At 63.9% G+C, this 23,925-nt stretch carries 24 protein-coding genes; 9 read left to right on the forward strand and 15 right to left on the reverse strand.

Annotated features, from left to right (window positions below; translation table 11 throughout):
- Positions 1–52: 52 nt before the first annotated feature.
- The 5 genes from CP557_RS04165 to hflX all read right to left on the reverse strand — a co-directional run bounded on the left by CP557_RS04165 (position 53) and on the right by hflX (position 4,863).
- Positions 53–460 carry a PhlB family protein gene (locus CP557_RS04165; RefSeq protein WP_097378744.1) on the reverse strand — a complete coding sequence of 136 codons (408 nt, stop codon included), beginning with the start codon at positions 458–460 and terminating at the stop codon, positions 53–55.
- Positions 457–1,614, reverse strand: coding sequence for a thiolase family protein (locus CP557_RS04170; protein WP_097378745.1), 1,158 nt, complete (start codon positions 1,612–1,614; stop codon positions 457–459). The genes CP557_RS04165 and CP557_RS04170 overlap by 4 nt, the downstream gene beginning before the upstream one ends.
- Before the next feature lie 172 nt (positions 1,615–1,786).
- Positions 1,787–2,146 carry an OB-fold domain-containing protein gene (locus CP557_RS04175; RefSeq protein ID WP_097378746.1) on the reverse strand — a complete coding sequence of 120 codons (360 nt, stop codon included), beginning with the start codon at positions 2,144–2,146 and terminating at the stop codon, positions 1,787–1,789.
- On the reverse strand, positions 2,143–3,300 hold the full coding sequence (locus CP557_RS04180) for a thiolase family protein (RefSeq protein WP_097378747.1): 1,158 nt from the start codon (positions 3,298–3,300) through the stop codon (positions 2,143–2,145). The genes CP557_RS04175 and CP557_RS04180 overlap by 4 nt, the downstream gene beginning before the upstream one ends.
- 261 nt (positions 3,301–3,561) lie before the next feature.
- Positions 3,562–4,863 carry a GTPase HflX gene (hflX, locus tag CP557_RS04185; RefSeq protein ID WP_097378748.1) on the reverse strand — a complete coding sequence of 434 codons (1,302 nt, stop codon included), beginning with the start codon at positions 4,861–4,863 and terminating at the stop codon, positions 3,562–3,564.
- Positions 4,864–5,216: 353 nt separating this feature from the next.
- Here hflX and CP557_RS04190 point away from each other — a divergent pair, with 353 nt between their 5' ends.
- Positions 5,217–5,534, forward strand: coding sequence for an FUN14 domain-containing protein (locus CP557_RS04190; protein WP_097378749.1), 318 nt, complete (start codon positions 5,217–5,219; stop codon positions 5,532–5,534).
- A 31-nt stretch (positions 5,535–5,565) separates the two neighbouring features.
- Here CP557_RS04190 and CP557_RS04195 read toward each other — a convergent pair whose 3' ends face one another.
- The 8 genes from CP557_RS04195 to CP557_RS04230 form a co-directional block, all read right to left on the reverse strand.
- A complete protein-coding gene (locus CP557_RS04195) occupies positions 5,566–6,291 on the reverse strand; it encodes a ribosome assembly factor SBDS (RefSeq protein WP_097378750.1) in 726 nt (241 codons plus the stop codon).
- Between the two features lie 170 nt (positions 6,292–6,461).
- A complete protein-coding gene (psmA, locus tag CP557_RS04200; RefSeq protein ID WP_097378751.1) occupies positions 6,462–7,223 on the reverse strand; it encodes an archaeal proteasome endopeptidase complex subunit alpha in 762 nt (253 codons plus the stop codon).
- Between the two features lie 4 nt (positions 7,224–7,227).
- Positions 7,228–7,713 (reverse strand): Rpp14/Pop5 family protein, encoded by a 486-nt coding sequence (locus CP557_RS04205; RefSeq protein WP_097378752.1) that lies wholly within the window; start codon positions 7,711–7,713, stop codon positions 7,228–7,230.
- Position 7,714: 1 nt separating this feature from the next.
- Complete coding sequence (locus CP557_RS04210; protein WP_097378753.1) at positions 7,715–8,344, reverse strand: class I SAM-dependent methyltransferase; 630 nt, start codon at positions 8,342–8,344, stop codon at positions 7,715–7,717.
- On the reverse strand, positions 8,328–9,032 hold the full coding sequence (locus CP557_RS04215) for an RNase P subunit p30 family protein (RefSeq protein ID WP_097378754.1): 705 nt from the start codon (positions 9,030–9,032) through the stop codon (positions 8,328–8,330). The genes CP557_RS04210 and CP557_RS04215 overlap by 17 nt, the downstream gene beginning before the upstream one ends.
- A 159-nt stretch (positions 9,033–9,191) precedes the next feature.
- Positions 9,192–9,479 carry a hypothetical protein gene (locus CP557_RS04220; RefSeq protein ID WP_097378755.1) on the reverse strand — a complete coding sequence of 96 codons (288 nt, stop codon included), beginning with the start codon at positions 9,477–9,479 and terminating at the stop codon, positions 9,192–9,194.
- Between the two features lie 368 nt (positions 9,480–9,847).
- Positions 9,848–10,666 carry a transcriptional regulator TbsP gene (gene tbsP / locus CP557_RS04225; RefSeq protein ID WP_097378756.1) on the reverse strand — a complete coding sequence of 273 codons (819 nt, stop codon included), beginning with the start codon at positions 10,664–10,666 and terminating at the stop codon, positions 9,848–9,850.
- 450 nt (positions 10,667–11,116) lie between these two features.
- Positions 11,117–13,252: a hypothetical protein gene (locus tag CP557_RS04230; RefSeq protein ID WP_097378757.1), complete on the reverse strand. Its 2,136-nt coding sequence runs from the start codon at positions 13,250–13,252 to the stop codon at positions 11,117–11,119.
- A 144-nt stretch (positions 13,253–13,396) separates the two neighbouring features.
- Between CP557_RS04230 and glyA the strand changes: the two genes are divergently transcribed.
- The 3 genes from glyA to CP557_RS04245 all read left to right on the forward strand — a co-directional run bounded on the left by glyA (position 13,397) and on the right by CP557_RS04245 (position 16,649).
- Complete coding sequence (glyA, locus tag CP557_RS04235) at positions 13,397–14,644, forward strand: serine hydroxymethyltransferase (protein ID WP_097378758.1); 1,248 nt, start codon at positions 13,397–13,399, stop codon at positions 14,642–14,644.
- A gap of 200 nt (positions 14,645–14,844) precedes the next feature.
- Positions 14,845–15,657: an alpha/beta fold hydrolase gene (locus CP557_RS04240; RefSeq protein ID WP_097378759.1), complete on the forward strand. Its 813-nt coding sequence runs from the start codon at positions 14,845–14,847 to the stop codon at positions 15,655–15,657.
- A gap of 98 nt (positions 15,658–15,755) precedes the next feature.
- The gene (locus CP557_RS04245) at positions 15,756–16,649 is read left to right on the forward strand and encodes a bifunctional methylenetetrahydrofolate dehydrogenase/methenyltetrahydrofolate cyclohydrolase (RefSeq protein WP_097378760.1); all 894 of its coding nucleotides are present in this window, start codon (positions 15,756–15,758) and stop codon (positions 16,647–16,649) included.
- 167 nt (positions 16,650–16,816) lie between these two features.
- Here the strand turns inward: CP557_RS04245 and CP557_RS04250 are convergent, their stop codons facing one another.
- On the reverse strand, positions 16,817–17,542 hold the full coding sequence (locus CP557_RS04250; RefSeq protein WP_097378761.1) for a DUF7117 family protein: 726 nt from the start codon (positions 17,540–17,542) through the stop codon (positions 16,817–16,819).
- Between the two features lie 304 nt (positions 17,543–17,846).
- Between CP557_RS04250 and CP557_RS04260 the strand changes: the two genes are divergently transcribed.
- From CP557_RS04260 to CP557_RS04280, 5 genes are all read left to right on the forward strand, one after another.
- Complete coding sequence (locus tag CP557_RS04260) at positions 17,847–18,491, forward strand: hypothetical protein (RefSeq protein WP_097378763.1); 645 nt, start codon at positions 17,847–17,849, stop codon at positions 18,489–18,491.
- Positions 18,492–18,733: 242 nt separating this feature from the next.
- Entirely contained in the window at positions 18,734–18,880 is a 147-nt protein-coding gene (locus tag CP557_RS22410) for a hypothetical protein (RefSeq protein ID WP_169924334.1), read from the forward strand.
- Positions 18,881–19,343: 463 nt separating this feature from the next.
- Entirely contained in the window at positions 19,344–19,619 is a 276-nt protein-coding gene (locus CP557_RS04270) for a PadR family transcriptional regulator (protein WP_097378765.1), read from the forward strand.
- 129 nt (positions 19,620–19,748) lie between these two features.
- Complete coding sequence (locus CP557_RS04275; protein ID WP_097378766.1) at positions 19,749–21,056, forward strand: MgtC/SapB family protein; 1,308 nt, start codon at positions 19,749–19,751, stop codon at positions 21,054–21,056.
- A 32-nt stretch (positions 21,057–21,088) separates the two neighbouring features.
- Positions 21,089–22,468, forward strand: a complete 1,380-nt coding sequence (locus CP557_RS04280; RefSeq protein WP_097378767.1) for an aminotransferase class III-fold pyridoxal phosphate-dependent enzyme — start codon at positions 21,089–21,091, stop codon at positions 22,466–22,468.
- An 86-nt stretch (positions 22,469–22,554) separates the two neighbouring features.
- Here the strand turns inward: CP557_RS04280 and CP557_RS04285 are convergent, their stop codons facing one another.
- The gene (locus CP557_RS04285; protein ID WP_097378768.1) at positions 22,555–23,889 is read right to left on the reverse strand and encodes a metallophosphoesterase; all 1,335 of its coding nucleotides are present in this window, start codon (positions 23,887–23,889) and stop codon (positions 22,555–22,557) included.
- Positions 23,890–23,925 lie beyond the last annotated feature (36 nt).

Raw genomic sequence — 23,925 nt, forward strand, 5'->3', positions numbered from 1 at the left:
GCAGCCAGCGACGGCCGGCGCTGACTGCGCGGCGACAGGCGATCAACCGATTTTATACCGGCTCGAACCGGTACCCGTCCCACTCCTGGCTCTCGGGCTCTCTGATGCCCGCGCCGGGTTCGCGGAGTTCGTCGACGTGGACGGGTCGGATCGTATCGCCCGTTTCGACGTCGCCGGTCGTCAGCTGGCCGATCGCCCGGACCGACTGTCCCTCACCGTCGGACCCGGTCCGGCTGCTCGAGGCGTCGTCCGACGCTTCGCCGATGTCGAACTCGACGATCGCGAGGTGGTTCGGTTCGCGGACGCCCGGCGGCGTCGCGGTGCTGGTCGTCCAGGTGACGATCTTCCCGGTATACTCGCTGAGATCGATCGTTTCGACCGGCTCCGCGCCGCCGGGTCCACACGGATGACCGGGGTAGCTGATCGTTCCGTCCTCGTAGCGTGTCGCCTCCAGTGTCATTGTGCAGCCTCCATGATTGTCGTGATCACGCAGTTGCCAAAGCCGCCGACGTTACAGCACAGCCCCACGTCCGCCTCGACCTGTCGCGGGCCGGCCTCGCCGACGAGTTGTTCGTAAATCTCGACGCCCTGGGCGACGCCGCTGGCACCCAGCGGGTGCCCCTTCGACTTGAGGCCACCTGAGGTGTTGGTCGGCAACTCGCCGTCGCGTTCCGTGTATCCCTCCTCGACGAGCGTCCAGGCCTCGCCCTGCCCGGCGAAGCCCAGTCCCTCCATCTGGAGGAACTCGAGGATGGTGAACATGTCGTGGAGTTCGGCCACGTCGATGTCGTCTGGACCGTAGCCGCTCATCTCGTAGGCACCTTTGCCGCTTTCGACGACGCCCCCCATCACGGTCGGATCCTCGCGTTCGTGGACCACCTGCGTGTCGGTCGCGCCGTCGACGCCCGAAACGACCGCGTAGGTGTCGGTATACTCCCGTGCGACTGACTCGGGACAGAACAGCAACGCCGCCGAGCCGTCCGTGATCGGACAGAAATCGTACAGCCGTAGCGGGTCGGCGACGATCGGCGACTCCAGGATCGTCTCGAGGTCGACTTCCTTCTGGAACTGCGCGTGGGGATTGTCCACGCCGTTCCTGTGATTCTTGACCGCAACCTTCCCGAGGCTCTCGCGAGAGGCGTCGAATCGCTCGAGGTAGTGACGCGCCGTCAGCCCGGCGAAGGACGGCAACGTCACACCGTGTTTGTATTCGACCGGGTGCGTCACCGAGGCGATGATATCCGTCGTCTCGGCGGTCGACCGATGCGTCATCTTCTCGCCGCCGACGAGCAGGGTCATGTCGCTGGCCCCGCTTGCGATCGACTGCCAGGCGGCGTAGATCCCCGCCCCGCCGCTCGCGCTCGTCTGGTCGACGCGCTGCGTGTACGCCGGCATGCCACCGAGGTCGTGGACCAGCGCGTTCATCACGCCCGTCTGTCCCTCGAACTCGCCGCTCGTCATGTTCGAGACGTACAGGTGGTCGAGGTCGTCCGCGGCGACACCTGCATCCTCGAGACACTCGATCCCCGCTTCCGCGAGGAGATCCACGATCCACGCGCCCTCGCGTCGTCCGAACTGGGTCATCGAAGCGTCGATGATCGCAACACGTTCCATATATGCTGAACCCTCTGCCGATGGCTGACCACGAACGCCGATTTAAAACTACGGGGGAAACCCACTCAACGAATCCGACACACCGACCGACGCTCTTCTCGAGGTGGGGTTCAGCGATCGGCGCAGACGGCTGTCAGGGGTGATCAGGAGCGATCCGGCAGTCGGCGACGGCTTACACCGGCTCGAACCGGGACCCGTCCCACTCCTGGCTCTCGGGCTCTCTGATGCCCGCACCGGGTTCACGGAGTTCGTCGACGTGGACGGGCCGGACCTCGTCGCCGGTTTCGACATCGCCGGTGGTCAGTTGACCGATCGCGCGGACCGACTCACCCTCGACGTCGAACTCGACGATCGCGAGGTGGTTCGGTTCGCGGACGCCCGGCGGCGTCGCGGTGCTGGTCGTCCACGTGACGACCTCGGCGGTGTACTCGCTGAGATCGACCGTTTCGACCGGCTCCGTGCCGCCAGGGCCGCGCGGGTGGCCGGGGTAGGTAATCGATCCGTCGTCGTAGCGCGTCGCTTCCATGGTCATTGTGCAGCCTCCATGATGGTCGTAATCACGCAGTTTCCGAAGCCACCGACGTTACAGCACAGCCCCACGTCCGCCTCGACCTGTCGCGGGCCGGCCTCACCCATCAGCTGTTCGTAGATCTCGACACCCTGGGCGACACCACTCGCACCCAGCGGATGCCCTTTGGACTTGAGACCGCCCGAGGTGTTGATCGGCAACTCGCCGTCGCGTTCCGTGTAGCCGTCCTCGACGAGCGTCCAGGCCTCGCCCTGCTCGGCAAAGCCCAGTCCCTCCATCTGGAGGAACTCGAGGATGGTGAACATGTCGTGGAGTTCGGCCACGTCGATGTCCTCCGGGCCGTAACCGCTCATCTCGTAGGCTCCCTTGCCGCTCTCGACGACGCCCCCCATCACGGTCGGATCCTCGCGCTCGTGGACGACGTGGGTGTCCGTCGCGCCGTCGATCCCCGAAATAACGACGTAGTCGTCCGTATACTCCGCAGCGACGGATTCCGGACAGAGCATGAGTGCCGCCGAGCCGTCCGTGATCGGACAGAAGTCGTACAGCCGCAACGGGTCGGCGACGATCGGCGACTCCAGGACCGTCTCGAGGTCGACTTCCTTCTGGAACTGGGCGTGAGGGTTGTCGACGCCGTTCCTGTGGTTCTTGACTGCCACCTTCCCGAGGCTCTCCCGGGGCGCGTCGAACCGCTCGAGGTAGTGACGCGCCGTCAGCCCGGCGAAGGACGGCAGCGTGACGCCCGTCTTGTACTCGACGGGGTGGGTCAGCGACGCGATGACGTCGGTGGCTTCCCCGGTCGTCTTGTGGGTCATCTTCTCGCCGCCGACGAGCAGGGTCATGTCGCTGGCCCCGCTTGCGACCGACTGCCAAGCGGCGAAGATCCCCGCCCCGCCGCTCGAACTCGTCTGGTCGACTCGCTGCGTGTACGCCGGCATCGCGTCGAGGTCGTGAGCCAAGGCGTTGGGCACGCCGGTCTGGCCCTCGAACTCGCCGCTCGCCATGTTCGAGACGTACAGATGCTCGACCGCGTCGGCCTCGACACCCGCATCCTCGAGACACTCGACGCCAGCCTCGGCGAGGAGGTCCTGGATCCACTCCCCTTCCCGCTGCCCGAACTGGGTCATTGAAGCGCCGATGATTGCAACACGTTCCATATCCCAAGGCACTCAGGTCAGCGATTTATATGATGTGGTTAGTAACCAGTTCTCGAACCGGATTCGTCCCGACTCGGGACGATCGAATCCGGCCACGGTCGTTACAGCCCTCGTAGTTCGTCTATCGTAGCCACTGAAACAACCGACGCACTACTCACATCGCTGTCGTGCGAGTCGGTGTGGAGTGACTGTCAGTGGCCACGATAGCGCGACTCGCCGGCAAGCGCTAACGGCTACCGAGTTCGCCACGGGACAGATCGATTACGCCGACTCGGCCGCCGCCGTCCGCAACTCGCTTGCACGCGAGCGGGCCTGGGAGATGACCGCGGGTCGCGCCTCGAAGGAGACGACGACGTCCTCGTCGCCGTAGGTGACGTCGTCGACGGTCGCGTTGTCGTGAATCCACGAGACGACGCTCATCGTGTCGTCCGTCATCGGCAACATGAGCCGCTCTTCTTCCCAGTCGGGCAGTTCGTCGTCGATCCGCTCGAGGAGGCGGTCGACGTTGCGCCCGTCCTTGGCGCTGACCGCGACCGGGTTCGGTGCGAGCGACGAGAGCGCCTCGCGCTTTTCGGCGAGGTCCTCGTCGCTGACCTGATCGATCTTGTTCAGGACGGTCACGATCGGGGCCTCGTTGCGCTCGTAGAGGGTGTCGTGGGAGGTGACCAGCTTCTCGTGGATCTCGTCGATCGGTTCGCTGACGTCGACGACGAGCAACACTAGATCCGCCCGGTAGACCGAATCCAGCGTCGACTTGAACGACTCGACCAGCCAGTGGGGGAGGTCGCTGATGAATCCGACGGTGTCGGTCACCAGCACGTCTCGCCGATCGATGTCCGCCCGCCGGGTCGTCGTCCCGAGCGTCGTGAACAGCTTGTCCTGGGACTCGGCCGTCGGATCCAGATCGGGGTGGAGCTCCTCGTTTTCCTCGACCTCGAGGTCGGTCGCGAGCTGGCGCAACAGGGTCGACTTGCCCGCGTTGGTGTAGCCGGCCAGTGCGACCAGATCGAATCCCGAATCGCGCCGGCGCTCCCGGCGGTGCTGTTCGGTCTGCTCGATTCGCTCGAGTTCGTCGTTGATCCGGCTGATCTGGGCCTTGATGTCTCGCTCGCGGCTCTCGTCGTACTCGCCAAGCCCCATGAAGCCGGGGTGTTCCTCGCGCTTGGCGAGGCTGGTCTTGGCCTCCGCGCGCGGGAGTTCGTACCGGAGTTCGGCCAGCTCGACCTGAAGCTGGGCCTTCCGCGTCTGGGCGCGCTGGCCGAAGATCTCGAGGATCAGGGTAAAGCGGTCGACGACTTCGACGCCCTCGGGCAGGAGCTGCCCGAGGTTGTACATCTGGTAGGGACCGAGCCGGTTGTCGAAGACGACGGTCGTGGCGTCGGTTTCCGCGACCAACTCGGCTAACTCCTGGGCCTTTCCTTCGCCGATCTGGAGGGCCGGGTCGGCCCGTCTGGACTGGGTGACTTCGCCGACGACGGTATAGCCCGCCGCGCGGGCCAGGTCGCGGATCTCGCTCGTATCGGCCGTGCCGGAATCGACGCGTTTGGCGATAATCGTGTTCATGCGGGTGGCTGTGTGTATGCCGGGCGTGATCGGACGTGCTCGCTCGAGCGCTGCCGCTCGTCGGTCCCGTGACCCGTGGTTCTCGGGTGCCGGCTGCACCGACGTGGCGGGCACCGCCGCGTGGACCCGGATACGTTAACGATGCCGACCGAACACCTCGGTTGGACGCACGTCGTTCATAGCCGGTCGTACGCGACGAACCGCCTTGAATCCCGCGCCCGATACGTCACCTGGCTCGTGGGTTCACGCCGTCGAGCCGCCGAACCCCGCGACAGCGGCCCGTGTCCACTGTGCTCTCGTCGGAGGTCGCCGACCACAACAATCATAGGAACTGACTCGAATGGGAGCGAACGATGATCGATCTCGATCCGACGACCCTCGGGCTGGAGTTCGGGGGCGGCGCAGCTATCGGCGGCATCATCGGGTTCGCCGCCAAGAAGATCGCGAAACTCCTCGCGATCATCGTCGGCGTTCAGTTGATGCTCTTTCGCTACCTCGAGTCCCAGGGCATCCTCTTCGTCGACTGGAATCGACTCTCGGCCGGACTGCTGAAAACCCAACAACGCGCACAGGGTGCGGCGGACGTCCACTGGATCCAGTCGATCGTGTCGACGCTGTCGATCGGTGCGGGCTTTACCGGCGGCTTCCTGGTCGGTTTCAAACGCGGATAACGCCGGCGTTCGGCGGCTGCGAGCGACCCCGCTATCGCGTCTTCAGATCGTCTTTGTCCTTGACGATTTCCGTCTCCGCGTTGCCGCTGGTGTGTTCGTTGACGGTGTCGTAAAACTCGTTTTGGAGCCCCGCCGGGAAGGTGAGCACGCCGATCCAGGAGCCGTCGTTTTGCCACTCCTCGCGCTCGAGGTCGCCGAACTGACGGATCTTCGCCTGTGCGCTGCCGGCGTAATCGGCCGGCACCTGCACGGCGACGGTGACTTCCTCGAATCGGATCGGGATCACCGGCCGCAGGGCGTCCAGCGCGTCGTCGACCTGTTCCTGGACCGGCTCCATCGGATCGACGGTAAAGCCGGCCTCCTCCAGGGCGTTCTGGATCCGTTCGGGCGGATGCGGTGCGTTGTCCATCTGTGGGTTGACCGCGTTGCGCGTGATGGTATCGATCAACTGCTTGCGTTTCTGTTCTTGCATCTCGCGGCGCTGATCGGCCGTGATCTGAATCTCCCCTTGTTTGATCACGTCGGGAATGATCTCGAGTGGCTCCGTGGTATCGAAGACCGTCTCGAGGTCGGCCTCCGCAGGTCGATCCCCGCGAGAGGCGTCTTCGAAGACGTCTTCGGCGGCGATCACGTCTTCGAGGTCCCCCTCGAACTCGTCGCGTTTGATTTCCAGCGCCGCGTCCGGGTCTACGAGCACTTCGAAACGCGCCCCGTGTGATTCGAGTCGCGCTGTCACCGCCTCGTCAAGCGAAATCATACCGGACTCTTCCCTCGCCAATGAAAAGAGTGTTTCCCGACGGAGGCGGCAGTCACGGCCGACTCCGTCGGGCCGTCTCGAGACCCGCCCGGACGGCCACGCCGCTGGTCGTCGGTGATCGACTGTCCACACACCGGCAGCCGAAAACGGAACGGACGTCGTCGACTCGATTACTCGGCGGACTTTTCGTCGTCCTCACCGGTATCGAGGAGGTCGTTCTCCTCGAGGTAGTCGGCGATGCGGTCCTGGTCGAACTGTTCGAAGGACTCGGTTTCGGCGTCGACGGTCGCCAGTCCCACTTCGTTGGGGAGCAGGGAGCCGTCGTTGACCGACGCGAGGGCGTCGAGGGCGAGTTGAATGCCGCCATCCAGGTCGGCCTCGTCGTCGTAGTGCTCCTCGAGGTAGTTCTGGAGTTCGCCGCGGTCGGAACCGACGGCCAGCGCCTTCCACTCGTAGGGGGTCCCCGAGGGGTCGGTCTCGAACAGGCGCGGTTCGCCGTTCTGGATGCCGCCGACGATCAGCGCGACGCCGAAGGGCCGGGCGCCGCCGACCTGGGTGTACTGCTGGATGTGGTCGGTGACTTCCTTGGTCAGCGTCTCGACGCCGATCGGCTCGCCGTATCGGAGCTGGTTGACCTGCGTCTGGCGGCGTGCGAAGTCGATCAGCTGGCGGGCGTCGGCGACGTGGCCCGCGCTGGCGATACCGATGTGGTCGTCGGCCTTGTGAATCTTTTCGACGCTCGAGTCCTCGAGCAGCGGGGAGGGGACTCGTTTGTCGACCGCGAGGACGACGCCGCCGTTCGTTCGGACTCCGATACTCGCCGTGCCTCGTTTGACCGCCTCACGAGCGTACTCGACCTGGTAGAGTCGGCCATCGGGCGAGAAGATCGTGATGCCGCGGTCGTACGCCTGTTGTTGTTGTTGTCCCTGCATAGTATCACACGAGATCGTAATCGAGGTCTGTCGCGCCCACGAACGCCTCATCGAGCCGGACGTCCCCAACGCCGTCCCGCAGGACGGCGACTCGCTCTTCGTTCCCGAACACGACGTTTCTCTCGTCGGAATCTTGCCCGCCGCGTCCTAAATAGTTTTCTTCAGCCGCCCGGATCGTGCCACTGATACCGCGGACCCGAATCCCGACGGGAGCGCCGTCGATCTCGTCGATACAGGCCAGTGCCGCGCGAGCGGGTTCGGTCTCGCCACGTCGGACCTTGACGATCGCTTCCCCCCGTCCTTCGGCGAACTCGAACCGAACGACCGTCAGATCGGCGCCGGCGCTGCCCGGATCGCCCAGGAGGTTCTGGCCCGCGTACCACAGCTCCCGCTGGAACGAACGGCCGTCGATCCGCTCGTCGGGCCAACTCTCGAGTTCGACGGCGAGATATCGCCAGCGCGGCCGGAGGTGTTTCGGGAGATGTTTCATCCTATTCGGCCGCCGCGTCGACGTCGGTCGGGCCCCGTTCTGCGACCAGCACGCCCACCTGGTCGTGGACCCGTTCGACGGCCGTCAGCGAGAAGCCGGCGTCGGTAAAGGCATCCGCGAGCACGCCGACGGTCGCCGGATCGTCGACCTCGGGCGAGTAGAACGGCTCGTCGGGGTCGGGCTCCCCAAAGAACATCACGTCTCCGAGGACGAACCGGCGGGGCTCGAGGTCGGCGATGACCGCGATCGCCTCGCGCTTTTCCTCGTCCGAGAGGTGATGTAAGGCGAAGTTCGAGGTGACCACGTCGACCGGACCGTCGTACGCCGGGTCTCGGAAGGTGCCGTGATCGAACGCGAGGTTCTCGAGGCCCGCCTCGTCGGCTTTCCGCGTCGCTTCGGCCATCATCTCCTCGCTGATGTCGCGGCCGACCACCCGCTTCGCGTCGGGGGCGAGCGCGAGCGCGATCGCACCCGTTCCGGTCGCGAGGTCGAGGACGACGTCGTCCTCGCCGGGGGCGGCGTGTTCGACAACGAGGTTCGCACAGGCGTGGTACTCCTCGGATTTCGAGTCGTCGTACTCGCCGGCCTTCTCGTCGAACCGGGCGGCGTGTTCCTCAAGCGTCCTCTTCATACCTGCCTCGTTGGACCCCCGGCTCAATGAACGACTCGGAGTCGACGCGGCGATTGCGATCGGCCAGGCGGCCCCACGCCGCGAGGCCGTCCTCGACGAACTCGCCGGAAAAGCCGATCTCCTCCCCGAGCGCCACGAGTTCCCGGGGGGCCCGCAACTCGAGGTGCGAGGTCGGATCCCCACTCACGACGTAGGGGGCGTCGTAGTGGGCGACGATTTCCCGGAGCTTTCGTAGCGATTGCAGGATCCGGACACGACGACCGCCGCTCTCTCGCAGCACCCCCGAGAGGTTGAACTCGAGGCGGACGCCGTTTTCGACGGCGGCTTTCACTAACACGTGGTTGATGTCGCCGCTCTCGGTCATCGGATGTGCGAGCACGTCGACTTTCGGCTGTTCGACGGCGAAGCGATTCAACGCCGTCGTCCCGCCGTGGATCCCGACGATCGTTTCCGACGTTCGATAGTTCCCCACCGACCCGCTCGCTTGCTGGGGGTCGTCGGCCCGAATCTCGACCCCCTCGACGACGTCGATCCCGTACTCGTCGCGAATCCGCTCGGGATCGTAGTCCGCTCGAGCGTCGTCGTGATTGCGCACGACCACGCCCTCGTAGCCGTAGTCGGCCGCCGTTCGTGCGAGCCTGGCGACCGTGCTCTGTCCGTCGGGATGGGCGTGGACGGCCTCGTACATATGTGACCCGTCTCACGGCGTCGACTTGGGGTTTGCGCCATGTGGCGACCGACTGATCGAATACGGAATTCGATCGTAGAGAGCGTTCGTTAGTCCCAAACCGTAGCTGAAAGTCCCAGCAGACGAGAGTGACGCAATCAGCCGATGACGGGAGATCCGTCACACGAACGTCCTGAAAGAGACGATCCCCACTGTGAGCATCAGGAGACCGAGAGCGACCACGATGACGGCACCGCCACAGTTGACGACGCGGTAAATCAACGAATGCTCCCGATCGAAATCCTTCCTCGTGAAGACGTTGTCGAGACCGACCGCGAAGGTAAACGTCGTTCCGAGCCCGATAACCGCGGTGGTCACGAACCCAGCGAGTACAAGGCTGACGACAGTCACGAGACTTCCGATCAGTCCCAGTCCGAGACCGACGACATATAGCTGCTGGGTGACCATCGTCACACTGAGCCGACACTACAATCGCGGCGGATATGTATCTGCCGACCGTGCGCTCCGCCGGAACCGACTTCCAATCCACTACTGAGGGGCGTACAGAATTACATGGCCGGGAGCGCGCCCGAACGAATCGTGAGGGCGCGGGACTCGGGGGAGGGCAGGCGCTTACCCGTAATCTACCGCGAGCGAACGAAGTGAGCGAGCGGCCTTTTTGGTCGAGATTTTTTGCGCGAGTGGTGAACGAAGTGAACCCGAGCGGAAAAAAGGTCGGTGCGAGTGCTTTTGATCGAAATGTTACCGAGTGACGGCGGACTGTGCGACAGCTACGCTGTCGTCAGTCCGCCAGAACGCAGCGTAAAATTTCGGTTCTAGTTGAGAATGCTCTGGGCGACCGTCGCGAGCTGGCCGTTGTCGGCCTCGCTGAGTCGGTCGTCGCCGATCTTGAGACGCAGGCGCGGGCGGCCGACGTCGATCGGGACCTTTTCGGTGTCGATCAGGCCCATGTCCTCGAGTTTGGTCTTCGTCCGGGAGAACGTGGCCTTCGAGGCGATGCCGACGTCTTCGCCCCACTTGCTGATGTCGTAGAGCAGCGCCTCGTTTTTGGCTGCGACGAGCAGCGAGATGGTGACCTCGTCGAGCCCGTTGCCGTCCCCGCGAGCGGTTTCGAGGGAGTTGAGGATCGCGGTGAAATCCGCCTCGGCTTCGGGACTGATCTCGTCGGCGAGGGTTTCGCGGACGTCCGTAATCGGGGGTGTCCGAAGGTTGAATTCGGTGGCACCGTCCCAGCGACCGGCGTAGGTGTCGAAGGTGTCCGCGACGAAGCTCTCGTCGTCGGTGATCAACCCGCCAACGCGGTCGCCGGCGTGGACGATGGCGATCACGCGATCGTCGCTGACCAGCAGCGAGTTTTCGGGTGCTTCCTCGAGCGTTCGCATCGCGAGTGCGCCCTCGCTGATGAGATCGGCCGCGTTCGAGGCGACGATGAAGTCGTCCATGACGTCTTTCAGGGTTCGTTCGTCGGCGAGCATGTGGACCGACGGCAGTTCCCCGTCGAACGCCGTCGCGACGGCGACGAACTCTTCGATGGCGTCCGCAGACGGGTTGACCATATATACGTCACCGGTCGCGTCCTCGAGCATGGAGTCGAGGATATCGTCAATCTGATGGTTTAGTAAATTCGAGGTCATGTCTATACAGAAGTAATCGGGATCGGCCTACTTAATTTTGGTGGCCGTTTGCACACCAGAACTTCTCGTTTAGCGCCTGAACCGGTGATTTTTGTCCCTACATTCGTTAGTTCGCCAACGAAACGATCCTATCTCAGACGGACATGTGAATCGAGAGATACCATCGGCGGGTCGGCCACTGTCTCGAGTGCCGGTATCAGTATCGGCCCTCCAGCAGTGCGGACATCTCGGGGACTGGATGGGGTGATTCGAATTGTCAATCTGCCAACAATAACTATATACAGGAACCGTGTTATTACCGTATCGTATGGGTGTTCGACACAATCGACTGTGGTGGGTCGTACAGGAGTTAGCAGAGCGGACGAGAACCGGGCAGAACGCGGATCGGTCATCGCTGCGATTGACGGCGCGAGCAAAGCGGGTCAGTACGTACGGCGGGCCGTAACCGAGTTATCGATCGAACCGGCGACTCAATTCTTTCGACCAGTAGATGTCGCCATCGTAGATAACTGAGGCCTCCGTTTCTTCGAGCATCGTCGCGAGTTCCGGCTCGGTAAGCGTAAAGCTCGATTCGTTGCCACAGAGGAAGGCATACTCGTTGGTTTCGGTGTGGGGAAAGTAGTACGAGCCGGTGACTCGCGTCGAGTAGCAATCGAGTGTCAGTAGATACTGCGGTTCGCTCCCGACGTCATCGAGTTCCTCGAGTGTGGCGGTCGTCGGAAAGGGGGTCTCGCCCTGTGTGAGCGAGTGGGTGCCGTCGCCGACGACGGCGTAGTCTTTGCCCATCATGATCCGTCTGCGGGCAAGTCCCATGGCTCGTTCGATACTGAAGCCGTGAACGAGCAGTTTGGCGAACGTCGAGCCGACCTTGACGGCGTGGTCGTTCAGGACTTTCGTGAACGTGACGGCACCGGCGACGCTACCTTTTTGGATCAGTCCCATCCCTTCGTAGAACGAGCCACAGGCGTTCAGGAAGAACGTCTGGGCGTTACAGCGTTCGAGGCTCGAGGTCGAAAGCGTGCCGTCGGGACAACACAGCCCGTCGGTCTCGCAGTGACCGATGTAGTGGACGAAGTCGTGGTCGTCCTCGAAAACGCGGGCGAGTGCGGCCGTGTCGAGCGATTCCGCCACGGTGACGTCCATCGACAGTTCGTCGGAGCGTTGGTGATAGATTTCGGCGACGTCGTCGTGTTCGCCGGCCATCTCCGGATCGTTCAGGACGACACAGATCGAGGTCGAATCGCTCGTCCGTTCGAGGAAGTTCAGACGGTTGTGATAGGCCTCGGGGGTGGACTTGAAGACATCGATCGGGACGCCATCGGCGAGCCAGCCGTGGGTTCGGCCGTTCCGGAGTCCTGGTTTGACGATGTCGACCGAGGCGACCTGTCCGGTGCTCGCTCTGTTCGGGTCAGACGGCCGTCCGCTTGCGGTCTTGAGTCCGGGATCACCACCCCGATAGAAGTCCGCGAGCGAACGTTCGACCAGTTCCTGGCCCTCGAGTTCCGAGGTCTGGGGCGTGTAGATCATGCTCAGCCGATCGAGCAGGAACGGGAGCGTCTCGACGCTGTCGTAGGCAGGAGTGACGTACGTCGAGAGATGCCACTCCGGAAGCCGGTGTTTGATCGCCGCGTAGGGGACGTCGAGGTAGGTCGCGAGCCGATCCTGGGGGGTGGCGTCGTACAGCGCGTTGGCATCGAGCTCGAGTGCGTCGAGCAGGCTGTACTCCGAGAGGGTCGTTCCGTACGGGCCGACGTTACGGACGAGACAGTCGAGGAAGAAGGTCTTCCGGAGCAACCGTTCGACGTCGCGCTCGAGTTCGGGCATCGGCGCGAGTCGCTCCTCGATCGCGTGATCGGCGAGTCGGAGTCGGGGCCGGGCGTGATCCGTCCCGGCTCCCGTCGCCGTCGTCCGCACGGTTGCCTGCAGATAGTACGCCAGCGGCGCAGTCACGAACAGCGACTCGTAGTCCGGCGGGACGACCAGTTCGATCCCGTGATCGGGGGTATCGGACCGAATACAATCCGGGATCTCGAGGGTATCGCCGTGCTCGATCAGTGACGGGTGGCCCCGAAGCGTGGGGTACGATCGGTCCGGTCGCTCCGTTTTGTGTGAGGCAGCCATCCGCGTAATGGCCTCGGCGATGGCCGAGGGGGAGTCGGGGACGGTGATCGTCCCGGCGGGGAACTCGTGACGACAGCGGACGCCGAGGATGACGCGCGTTCGGTCCGGAAAGGAGACGACGATCTCCTCGTAATCGTCGGTCTTTCGGATCGTTGCGGAGCCGGAGAATCGAAGGTAGGACTTGATCTCCGTGTCGATGTCGATGACGTACTCGTCGGGGGACAACGAGAGCGGTTCCCCAGTGGGGTCGAGTTCGTACTGATCCTCGAGGCCGAGGGAGAACGCGTAGACGACCGCGTGCGGGAACCGGAGTTCGTCAGTCGTCAGAACGATCGTGTCGTCGACCGGCCGCGAGATGTCGACGCCGGAGCCGTCGACGACGAGTTCGTCACCGGAGACCGTTAGCTCGGCGTTGTCCGCATCAGTGACGTGGAGAGTGTCGCCGTCTACCGCCCACTCTATCATTCGGTTGGCTGAATGTCACTGGGAGAAGTTAGTTGTATCGGGGGTACCTGTTCCAAACGGCAATTACTGTTAGGGAGTACTCGATAGTGGCTCGACTTGCCGGGGAAGGGTACACTTATACAGCCGCCAGACTGCAGTTCGGATATGAACCACGACAAGGTTCGGGACGTCGATCCCGCCGTCGCCGACGCCCTCGAGGCCGAGGTAGACCGCCAGCGAGAGACGTTACAGATGATCGCCAGCGAGAACCACGCAAGCGAGGCGGTCATGGACGCGCAGGGCAGCGCCCTGACCAACAAGTACGCCGAGGGCTACCCCGGCGAGCGCTACTACGGCGGTTGTGAGTACGCCGACGAGGTCGAGCAACTCGCGATCGACCGCGCCACGGAACTGTTCGGTGCCGACCACGTCAACGTCCAGCCCCACTCGGGCACGCAGGCCAACCAGTCGGTCTACTTCGCGATGCTCGAGCCCGGCGACAAGATCCTCTCGTTGGATCTCAACCACGGCGGCCACCTCAGTCACGGTCACCCGGCGAACTTCACGGGGCAGCTCTACGAGGTCGAACAGTACGAGGTCGACCCCGAAACGGGCTACATCGATTACGACGACCTCGCGGACCACGCCGCCGAGTTCGATCCCGACATCATCGTGTCGGGGTACTCCGCATACCCGCGCGAGATCGAGTGGGAGCGGGTTCAGGCGGCCGCCGACGACGTCGACGCGCTCCACCTCGCGGACATCGCCCACATCACCGGGCTCGTCGCCGCCGGCGTCCACCCCTCGCCGGTCGGCGTCGCCGACTTCGTCACCGGCTCGACTCACAAGACCATCCGCGCCGGCCGCGGCGGGATCGTCATGTGCGACGAGGAGTACGCCGACGACATCGACGCCGCCGTCTTCCCCGGCGGCCAGGGCGGCCCGCTCATGCACAACATCGCCGGCAAGGCCGTCGGCTTCAAGGAAGCCCTCGAGCCCGCGTTCGAGGACTACGCCGAACAGACGGTCGCGAACGCCCAGGCGCTGGGTGACTCCCTCGCCGAGAACGGCCTCTCGCTGGTCTCGGAGGGGACCGACAACCACCTCGTGCTCGTCGATCTGCGCGAGAGCCACCCGGATACGTCCGGCGGCGACGCCGAGGATGCCCTCGAGGAGGCCGGTATCGTCCTCAACGGCAACACGGTGCCCGGCGAGACGCGTTCGCCGTTCAACCCGAGCGGAATCCGTGCCGGCACGCCGGCACTGACGACCCGCGGGTTCGACGAGAACGACTGCCGGACGGTCGGTGACCTGATCGCCCGCGTCGTCGACGCCCCCGAAGACGAGGCCGTCATCGAGGAGGTCCGCGCCGAGGTCGACGACCTCTGCGACGCCAACCCGCTCTACGAGTAGTCGACGGCCGCGTCGCCTCGGCCGGCCCGGCTGCGAACCGTACGCTATCCGTTTTTCGGTGCCTTCTTTCAGCGGGCCCGAGACCGTCGAGATCCACGACCGCGTTGGTGCTGGGAACCACGTCGCCGATCGTCGCCCGTGTCGAGCGAGATCGCTTCGGACCGAATATCTTTTGTAACTTACCAATGAGTCTAGTTAGCATGAGTGACGAAACGGCGACGGCGATGTACCGAACCAGAACCGACGCGTTGACCACCGACGTCGGCGAGGGACGGCCGGTCGTCTTCGCCCACGGGACGTTGATGGATCGGACGATGTTCGAGCCCCAACTCGAGGCCCTCAAAGACGAGTACCGGGCCGTCGCCTACGACCTGCGGGCGCGGACGGACCGGTATGCACCGGAGTACGATCTGTGGGATCTGGCCGACGACTGTGCGGCGCTGCTCGACGGGATCGGGGAGGACAACGCGGTCATCGCCGGCATGTCGATGGGCGGGTTCATGGGGCTGCGCTTTGCCCTCGAGTACCCCGAGCGGGTCGACGGGCTGGTCTTGATCGACTCGATGGCGACGCCCCATCCCGAGGAGGAACGGGCGGAGTACGAGGCACTCGTCGAGCCCTACGAGGACGTGCTCGATCCGCTGCCCCGCGAGATCGCGGCGGGCTCGACTGGCGAACTGTTCGGCCAGACGACCCACGAGGAGAACCCGGAACTCGTCGAGGCGTGGGTGGATCGCTGGGCCACCTATCCCGGCCGGGCGGTCCACCACGAACTCAACTCGTGGCTCGGTCGCGAGGACGTGACCGACCGGCTCTCGGAGATCGACGTGCCGGTCCTGATCGTCCACGGCGAGGAGGACCCCTCGATCGCGCCCGAACAGGCCGAGCCGATGGTCGAGGAGCTGCCCGACGCCGAGATGGCACTGATCCCGGAGGCGGGACACACCTCGAACCTCGAGGGGCCGGAGGCGGCAAACGACGCGATCCGGACGTTCCTCGACGAGCGGTTCTGAGAAGATGTATCCACGTACGTGTATATTCGGGCCGATACTGGCCCAGTTCTAAGCACGAATCCGGGGATTAATGAGCCTCGCGGTCGCCCACTCGAGTAATGACCGAGATCATCGACGGCAACGCCGTCGCGAGCGAGATTCGGGACGATCTGACCGACGCGATCGAGACACTCGCCGACGCAGGTTCACGGCCGGGACTGGCAACCGTGCTCATGGGCGACGATCCCGCGAGCCAGACCTACGTAAATATGAAACAACGCGATTGTGAGGAGGTCGGCATCGAGAGCCACCACGTCGATGTCGACGGCGATGCCCCGCCCGAGGAACTCTACGATGCCATCGCGGACCTCAACGACGACTCCGAGGTCCACGGCTACATCGTTCAGGCCCCGGTTCCGGACCACGTCGACTACCGGGACGTGATCCGCCGGGTCGATCCGATCAAGGACGTCGACGGCTTCCACCCCGAGAACGTCGGTCGGCTCGTCGCCGGCGATGCCCGATTCCGCCCGTGTACGCCACACGGCGTCCAGAAGTTGCTCGAGTCCGCGAATATCGATACCGAAGGAAAAGACGTGACCATCGTCGGCCGCTCGGACATCGTCGGCAAGCCACTCGCCAATCTGCTGATCCAGAAGTCCGACGACGGCAACGCGACCGTGACGGTCTGTCACTCCCGAACCGACGATCTCGCCGCAAAAACCCGGAACGCGGACATCGTCGTCGCCGCCGCCGGCGTCCCGGAACTCGTCGACGGCTCGATGCTCGAGGACGGTACGGTCGTCATCGACGTGGGTGTCAACCGCGTCGACGCCGACACCGACAAGGGGTACGAACTCGTCGGCGACGTCGAGTTCGAGAGCGCGAAAGAGAAAGCGAGCGCGATCACGCCCGTCCCCGGCGGCGTCGGCCCGATGACCCGTGCGATGTTGCTCTACAACACGGTCAAAGCCGCGAGCCTGCAGGAAGACGTCGCCGTCGACCTCCCCTGAGTCGCCGGTCCGGGGTTCGATTTCGCGTCTCCCGCTTTTCGTCGCGTTCGCCGGCTCCGGTTTCGATCTCGGCGAACGGAATCGATCGCCACGAACGGTGACACGGCCGCGTCGATGGCGGCCCCGCCGGCTCCGTTTTCCGCGTCGGTCGCTCGTTCTCCGTCGAGTCAGTCGATCGAACCGAACTCGAGGCTCTCTAACCGTCCCTGTGCCTGTGTGAACGCGACCTCGTCGCCGCGCAGGCCGTTTGTCAGGTCGCGGGTCGCCTCGACGAGCCGTTCGGCGGTCCGTGGCTCGACGTCGCCGTCGAGCATCCGGAGCCGCGTGACGTGTTCGCCCAGCGTCTCGAGTGCGCTTCGTTCGCTCGCGGTCAGGTCGCGCTCGTCCGTCCAGGTCCGAACGTCGCGTCGGTACTCGCGGACCGCGTTCGCGTACGCGAGGCCGCGGGCCGCCCGGAGCGAGCGAGGGACGTCGTCGACGGGCGGACGCTCGCCCTGATCGGCATCCCGGAGTAACGCGAGGAAGTACAGCTCTTCGCGCTCCTCGAGGTGGATTTCGCGGGCGACGATGTCGGCGACGTGGAGCAGTTCGGTCGCGGCGAGGTAGGTATCGTCGAGTTCGCGGAGCGTCCCGGCGTTGACGAATCCGCGTCGGCGAACGTACTCGCGACAGCGGTCCCGAGCGCGTTCGGCGAGGTCGTCGGTCGCGACGTCGTCGATCGCGTTCCGAACGGGGGTGAGATCGAACGCCACCTGGAGATCGGTGTGTTCGGTGCGTTCGTCGACGCCGACGCTTTGCAGGCTTCCACAGCCCGGACAGCCGACGCTCCCGGTCTCGTAGTACGACCAGCGGGTCCCACACTCCGTGCACTCGCGCTCACCCCGGATTTTCATGCGAGCGGCTACGGTCGGGATACCAAAAGGCCCACCGGACCGGCGACGAGTGCTCGAGCGATGCGATCGGCGGCCGGCGAGGACCGACCGTGGAGGGGAGCCGGCACCGACGACCCTCGATCGTGACGGAACGGCTGACCGAGCGGTGTGGGACGACGACAGTCGTCCGCGCCTGAGCGTCGTTTGCGTCGGAACGTCGTTCGATCGACGATGATGGTCATCGGCGTCGCGGCGTTCAACAGGTGATTAACGGGCGGCAGGTGCAGGCCACATCGAAACCAACCGGAACGTCCTACCCGAATATATGTCCGGTACCCAACTGAACCGACGGACGTTCGTGGCCGCGGCAGGAACAGCAAGCGCACTCGCGTTAGCCGGATGTGCTGACGGCGGCCCGGGCGGCGAAGACAACGAAACGGAAGACGGCAACGGAGAACCTGCTGGTGACAACGAGACCGACGAGGAGAGCGGCGGCGGAACGTATACGCTGACAGCGACGGTTCAGGACGACCAGGAAGAGCCGGTCGAAGGCGCGACCGTCACTCTCGAGGAGGCGGGCGTCGGCGGCATGGGCGACGAAGGGATGGGGAACGAATCGGAGAACGAGTCGGCCAACGAGTCACCCACCGAATCTGCCAACGAGTCCGAGAACGAGTCAGCCAACGAGTCCGAGAACGAATCGGCCAACGAGACCGAAGACGGTGCCGCCACCCAGAGTTTCCCGATGGAAGACGAAACCGATGAGAACGGCGAAGTCGAGTTCGAGGAACTCGAGGACGGAGAGTACACTGTAAGCGCCGAAGACGGTGGGCAGACAGCCGAGGACGACGTCGAAATCGAGGGGGCTGACGGAGAGGTCACCCTGATGCTCGGCGAAGACGGTGGGGCCGCAAACGAAACCGAAGACGGCAACGAGACGACGGGTGACAACGAGACCGAAGACGTGTAACCGATCTCCGATCGTCGCAATCGAGACGCTCCCATCGAACCTGGCCCGTCTCGGGAACGACCTGTCTACTCAGTGGTGTTTCGGTGGAGCTGTCGAACGATTCTGACGATCGTTTCAGGACGGAAACCGCTCTTTCCGGATCGAAACGGAGGATCGACGTCGCCGCCGACTCGCGACTCTCGACCGACGGCCCGGGACTCGGCGTGGCGGCTTTTTTGCCCCCTCGGTCGATACTACTCCGTATGCGTGACGAAGACGAGATCCGCGAGCAGTACGAGTTCCTCAAAGAACACCTCGAGAGCGACGACATGCGACACGACGGTGTCGAAGAGATGTTTACCTACTACAAGCGCGCGATCGGCTGGGTGCTCGAGGAAGAACACATCTGATCGAGGGTGTGTCGGGAGCGGTCGACCCGGCGACCGACCGTACACCGTGTCGTTACATTTAAGTCCCTCCAACGGAATCTTTCACGTGACGCTTCGCTTGGAGGGCCGAAGCGTCAGCGGGGACCAATTCAGGGCGGCAAGCGATCGCGTGACATTTTTCCGTCACGCGATCTGCTTTCCTGTTTCGATGTACTACACGCTGGAGCGACGCGAGTGTGGTAGTCACGACTTCGTTCGAAGCCGATAGCCGACAGCGTTATTCAATATAATTGTACCGAAACGTAATCACTGAACTGTAAACATGAACCGCTCATTATGTGTGATCGAGCGAGCGATTCGTCACGGGTGTTATGGGTTGTCTGTCCCGAAAACGTGGCGCCTCACTGGTAATAGCCCTCTTTCGATCGGAACAACCCGATAGCCTTATTAAAATTCGACAGTAAGTGTGATTGGTACTTTCCCAATGTACGACCTGACAGGATTTCAGCGTGACTTGCTCTACGTCATCGCTGGCGAGGACGAGCCCCACGGACTGGCGATCAAAGAGGAACTCGAGCAGTACTACGAGAAAGAGATCCATCACGGCCGGCTCTATCCCAACCTCGACACCCTCGTCGACAAGGGACTCGTCGAAAAGGGCCGCCGCGATCGGCGAACGAACTTCTATACGCTCACCCGTCGCGGTCGCCGCGAACTCGAGGCGCGACGCGAGTGGGAATCCCAGTACGTCGAGTTATAAAACGCGTCCGTCGACGCAGTCCGATTTCGCCACCGCCGTCGGAGACCGACCCCAGTCACTACTGCGGTTCGTGTGGTCCCGCTCGTCACCGGCGCGTCGTTTATATGCGGCCATAGCAAACGAGCAATAGTGAACGAGGCTGCGCTGCAGGTCGCCAACGCGCCTCTCGAGGAACCGGTCGTCCGGCTCGCGCTGGCCGGCGCACTGGGGATGTTCCTCGGCCTCGAGCGCGAGTGGTCCCAGAAGTCCGCCGGCATCCGAACGTTTTCACTGATCAGCCTGCTCGGCGCGGTCTTTACCGTCCTCGTCCGCGAGGGCGACGTCGGCGAAAGCCTCCTCTTTCTGGGTGGGCTGTTGGTGATCGTCCAGGGAGTGTTGCTCGCCGTCCAGGGGCTTACCGAAGACGACCCGGCCGACACGGGACTCTCGTTGACGACGTCGGTCTCGATGCTCGTCACCTACGGCATCGGGGTGCTGGTCGCTGCCGGGTTCATCCTCGAGGGGGTTACCGTCGCCGTCCTCTCGTCGCTGTTGCTCGTGTTGAAGCGGGAACTCCACGAATTCGCCTGGGGGCTCTCCCGCGAGGAAATGCGTTCGACGACGGAGTTCGCCATCCTCGCGTTCGTCATCTATCCGCTCCTTCCGGCCACGTACGAGCCCGAGGTCGCAGGGGTCACGATCCCGCTCGAGCCCCAGGTCATCTGGCTGATGGTCGTCGCCGTCGCGGGGATCGGCATCGTCAACTACGCGATCGTCTCGACATACGGCGGGCGCGGCATCGCGGTCACCGGCTTCTTCGGCGGCCTGGCCTCCTCGACGGCCGTCGTCGGAACGATGCTCGATCACGTCAACCAGCGCCCCGAGGCAGCCTCCTACGCCGTCGCCGCGATCCTGCTGGCGAACGCCGCCATGGCCACCCGCAACCTCGCGATCGCGGTCGGCTTCACCGCCGGCGGCGAGACCGGCATTCTCGTCGAGGCGGTCGTTCCCCTGGGTGCCGTCATCCTGCTCGCCTTCGCCGTCGCCGCCCTCACGGCTGATTGGAGCGAGTCCGGCCCCATGGAACTCGAGAGCCCGTTCTCGCTGAAAAACGCCCTCGCGTTCGGGGCCGTCTTCCTGGTCGTCCTCGTGTTCGGATCGCTGGCCGAGACGTGGTTCGGAACGCTGGGCTTCTACGCGACCGCCGTCGCCAGCGGCTTCGTCTCGAGTGCCGGCGCGACGACCTCCGCCGTCGTCCTCTATCGTGGCGGGCAGCTCGGTCCGGCCGAAGCGACGATCGCGATCTTGCTCGCGACGGTCTCGAGCATCGTCGTCAAGGCGTTGCTGGCAACGACGTCGACGAACGACGGCTTTCGGAACCGCGTCGCGGCCTACAGTACGATCCTCCTGGTGGGCGGTGGGCTGGCCGCAGCGGCGATCGCCGTCGTTTCGGCCTGACTACCTTTACTCATCCCGTTCTATGTGACGATATGGACCGAGCAACCGCACGACCGGAGGTAGCGACGATCCCCGGTGAACGGGCCAGCGAGTGGGTCGACTATCACCAGCGATTCGCCGCCCCCAGCACGTACGTCTACGAGTTCGTCTGGGACGCCGGCGGCGAGGCGATCGGCCCGTTCTGTACCGACGTCGACGGCAACGTCCTGTTGGATTTCACGAGTCACGTCGCGGCCGCACCGCTTGGCTACAACAATCCGACGATCCGTGAGAAGCTCCGTGAGTTCGACCTCGTCGATCCGCTAAAGATCGCGGGCCAGGACTTCTACGTCAGCGGCGGCGGGTCACCGGACGACCCCGACTTCCCCGGCCCGACGCAGCTGATGGACCGACTGGTCGCGATGACCGAGGACTACGACATGGACCGAGTCTTCCTCTCGAACTCCGGTGCGGAGGCCGTCGAAAACGCCATCAAGATCTGCTACGCCGCGGGCGGTCACCGCGCGGTCACCTTCGAGGGGGGCTTCCACGGCCGCACGCTCGGCGCGCTCTCGCTCAACCGGTCGAAGACCGTCCACCGACGCGGGTTCCCGGAGATTCCGGGCGTCGTCAGCGTCCCCTATCCCGCCACCGACGAGGAATACGATACCCGCTGGCGAACGGACGGCCCCGGCGGGAACGTCGTCGCCGACGCGCTCCACCCCGAGCGCGGCGTCGTCGACCCCGACGAGGTCGCCTTTCTGATCCTCGAGCCGATCCAGGGCGAAGGCGGCTACCGGGTCGCCCATCCCGAGTTCGCCCGCGATCTCGAGGCGCTCCGCGAACGGTACGATCTCCGAATCATCGCGGACGAGATCCAGTCCGGGCTGGGTCGTACGGGCAAGCCGTGGGCCGTCGACCACCTCGATCTCACGCCCGACGTCATCACGAGTGCGAAAGGGCTCCGCGTCGGCGCGACGATCTCGCGGTCGGACGTGTTTCCCGAAGAAAAGGGTCGCCTCTCCTCGACGTGGGGCGCGGGCGATCTCGTCGCCGCCATGCAAGGCGTGCTCACGATCGATACGATCCACGAGGAGAATCTGCTCGCGAACGTCCGCGAGCGGGGGGAGCAGTTGCGAACGATACTCGAGGACGCCGTCGAAGACGGTGAGGCACCCGGCATGGTCGACACCCGCGGCCGCGGACTGATGCTCGCTGTCGAATTCGATACGAAAGAGCGTCGCGACGCAGTCCTCGAGAGCGCGTTCCGCCGTGGCCTGTTGACGCTGGGCTGTGGCTACAAGACGCTTCGATTGCTACCACCCCTCGACGTAACTAAACGAGAGATCGAGCTGGGGACGAGGCTGTTGCTCGAGTCGATCGGGGAGGCCGCGGACAGGAGTCGGACCGACTCGAACGAACGTGGACAGTGACTCGAGCGCTCACGACAGTATCGGACATCGGGTCGCCATGGGAACTCCATCGGCACTGCTGACAATTCACGGCCAGGAGCGATCGTTCACTCGACCCTTCTGGGAGCGGGTTCTTCCACCTCGTCCGTGACGACCACTCGGTCAGGCAGCTCGGGATTCGGTTCCCGACCCAGGGTGAGCAGTCGCTCGGTGAGTGTGAGTTCTTCCGCGACCGGACTCGGTTTCGCAATTTCCTCGTATTCGACCGCTACGCCCCCGTCATCAGCTGTGATTGTGACGACACACAGCTGGTACGACGGGTAGAAGACTGGCGGCAGTCGACCGGCGATGACATCTCGCCGGTGGAGCCGCTTCAGCCACGTCCCAGTGTTGACGAGCAGCCTGCCGTCGAGTTCTATCTCCGTCGGGCGATGGGTGTGTCCGTAGCAAAAAACCGCCGTCTCCGGCCGGTCATCGAATACTTGGCGGGCAGCGTTCTTGTACGGCTCCTCGGGATCGACCGTGAGGTCCGTTTCGACGACACCGAAGCGATCGATCGTCTCCCTGAGATCGCGGAGGAAGAAAAACAGGGGTATTCCCACGAGCAACAACAGTCCGGCGATCGCCACATTGATTACGAGGAGTAAGTGAACAGCCGCCCCTGCCAGGCCGAACTGAGCGAGGAACGCATCCGCCGTCTCGACGGGCAGCGTCCAGACGCCGGCCAGATCGAGCCCCGCGAGAACCGCGAGGATGACACTGAGGTTGAACAGAAACAGGAAGGGGACCGTGGCGTATCGCAGGAGCGGATTCATTTCACGGTAGAAGTACTTCGAGACGAGCCACGTCGGCATTCGCTCGGTGGGCGTTACTGCCTGAACGTCTTTCAACCAGTTGTACCGTCCCCGTTCGGACAGCTGTCCGGCCCGACTCGTCACGTGGGTGTTGTAAAAGTACCCCAACGGTGTCGCGTGGGGATTTCCGAAGTCCTCGATTCGGTTGTTGGGATCCTGCTGGTGACCGTGCTCGAACCAAATCGTTCGATCGCCGACCCGGCGGGTAACTGACTCGGCCTGAACGAGCTCGACGTTGTACTCGGCGAGCCGGTCGACGTACTCGTCGTACGCAGCGAGTTCGTGGTCGTGATTACCCGGAAGCAGCGTGATCGGGACGGACTCGCCAGTCGCACGGAACTGCTCGAACAGTTCCGAATACTTCTCGACGAGAACGTCGAACTTCTCTAACCCCTCGAGTTCGGTGAACTCCCAGAGACCGAACGCATCGCCGTTAATGATCAACTCCGCATCCTCGTCGGTCGTTTCCAACCGCTCGAGGAAGGCGAGCAACTCCGACAGGAAATCGATATGTCCGAGTTGTTCGTCGCCGCCGATATGGAGGTCACTGATCACGTAATAGACCGGATCGTCAGTGCCGTCGGTCATCGATGGAGACGTCTTCGCCCACTACTAAAATTGTTT

The organism is Natrinema ejinorense, from assembly GCF_002494345.1.
Taxonomy (GTDB): domain Archaea; phylum Halobacteriota; class Halobacteria; order Halobacteriales; family Natrialbaceae; genus Natrinema; species Natrinema longum.

What these genes read in the sequence shown, in the direction of transcription:
- CP557_RS04210 (WP_097378753.1), bottom strand. Translation starts at nt 8,344, where the DNA reads ATGAAGAGGACGCTTGAGGAACACGCCGCCCGGTTCGACGAGAAGGCC.
- CP557_RS04165 (WP_097378744.1), bottom strand. Translation starts at nt 460, where the DNA reads ATGACACTGGAGGCGACACGCTACGAGGACGGAACGATCAGCTACCCC.
- CP557_RS04270 (WP_097378765.1), top strand. Translation starts at nt 19,344, where the DNA reads ATGTACGACCTGACAGGATTTCAGCGTGACTTGCTCTACGTCATCGCT.
- CP557_RS04230 (WP_097378757.1), bottom strand. Translation starts at nt 13,252, where the DNA reads ATGATAGAGTGGGCGGTAGACGGCGACACTCTCCACGTCACTGATGCG.
- CP557_RS04190 (WP_097378749.1), top strand. Translation starts at nt 5,217, where the DNA reads ATGATCGATCTCGATCCGACGACCCTCGGGCTGGAGTTCGGGGGCGGC.
- CP557_RS04175 (WP_097378746.1), bottom strand. Translation starts at nt 2,146, where the DNA reads ATGACCATGGAAGCGACGCGCTACGACGACGGATCGATTACCTACCCC.
- CP557_RS04260 (WP_097378763.1), top strand. Translation starts at nt 17,847, where the DNA reads ATGTCCGGTACCCAACTGAACCGACGGACGTTCGTGGCCGCGGCAGGA.
- CP557_RS04195 (WP_097378750.1), bottom strand. Translation starts at nt 6,291, where the DNA reads ATGATTTCGCTTGACGAGGCGGTGACAGCGCGACTCGAATCACACGGG.
- CP557_RS04205 (WP_097378752.1), bottom strand. Translation starts at nt 7,713, where the DNA reads ATGAAACATCTCCCGAAACACCTCCGGCCGCGCTGGCGATATCTCGCC.
- CP557_RS04250 (WP_097378761.1), bottom strand. Translation starts at nt 17,542, where the DNA reads ATGAAAATCCGGGGTGAGCGCGAGTGCACGGAGTGTGGGACCCGCTGG.
- glyA (WP_097378758.1), top strand. Translation starts at nt 13,397, where the DNA reads ATGAACCACGACAAGGTTCGGGACGTCGATCCCGCCGTCGCCGACGCC.
- CP557_RS04280 (WP_097378767.1), top strand. Translation starts at nt 21,089, where the DNA reads ATGGACCGAGCAACCGCACGACCGGAGGTAGCGACGATCCCCGGTGAA.
- CP557_RS04180 (WP_097378747.1), bottom strand. Translation starts at nt 3,300, where the DNA reads ATGGAACGTGTTGCAATCATCGGCGCTTCAATGACCCAGTTCGGGCAG.
- CP557_RS04215 (WP_097378754.1), bottom strand. Translation starts at nt 9,032, where the DNA reads ATGTACGAGGCCGTCCACGCCCATCCCGACGGACAGAGCACGGTCGCC.
- hflX (WP_097378748.1), bottom strand. Translation starts at nt 4,863, where the DNA reads ATGAACACGATTATCGCCAAACGCGTCGATTCCGGCACGGCCGATACG.
- CP557_RS04285 (WP_097378768.1), bottom strand. Translation starts at nt 23,889, where the DNA reads ATGACCGACGGCACTGACGATCCGGTCTATTACGTGATCAGTGACCTC.
- CP557_RS22410 (WP_169924334.1), top strand. Translation starts at nt 18,734, where the DNA reads ATGCGTGACGAAGACGAGATCCGCGAGCAGTACGAGTTCCTCAAAGAA.
- CP557_RS04240 (WP_097378759.1), top strand. Translation starts at nt 14,845, where the DNA reads ATGAGTGACGAAACGGCGACGGCGATGTACCGAACCAGAACCGACGCG.
- psmA (WP_097378751.1), bottom strand. Translation starts at nt 7,223, where the DNA reads ATGCAGGGACAACAACAACAACAGGCGTACGACCGCGGCATCACGATC.
- CP557_RS04245 (WP_097378760.1), top strand. Translation starts at nt 15,756, where the DNA reads ATGACCGAGATCATCGACGGCAACGCCGTCGCGAGCGAGATTCGGGAC.
- CP557_RS04220 (WP_097378755.1), bottom strand. Translation starts at nt 9,479, where the DNA reads ATGGTCACCCAGCAGCTATATGTCGTCGGTCTCGGACTGGGACTGATC.
- CP557_RS04170 (WP_097378745.1), bottom strand. Translation starts at nt 1,614, where the DNA reads ATGGAACGTGTTGCGATCATCGACGCTTCGATGACCCAGTTCGGACGA.
- tbsP (WP_097378756.1), bottom strand. Translation starts at nt 10,666, where the DNA reads ATGACCTCGAATTTACTAAACCATCAGATTGACGATATCCTCGACTCC.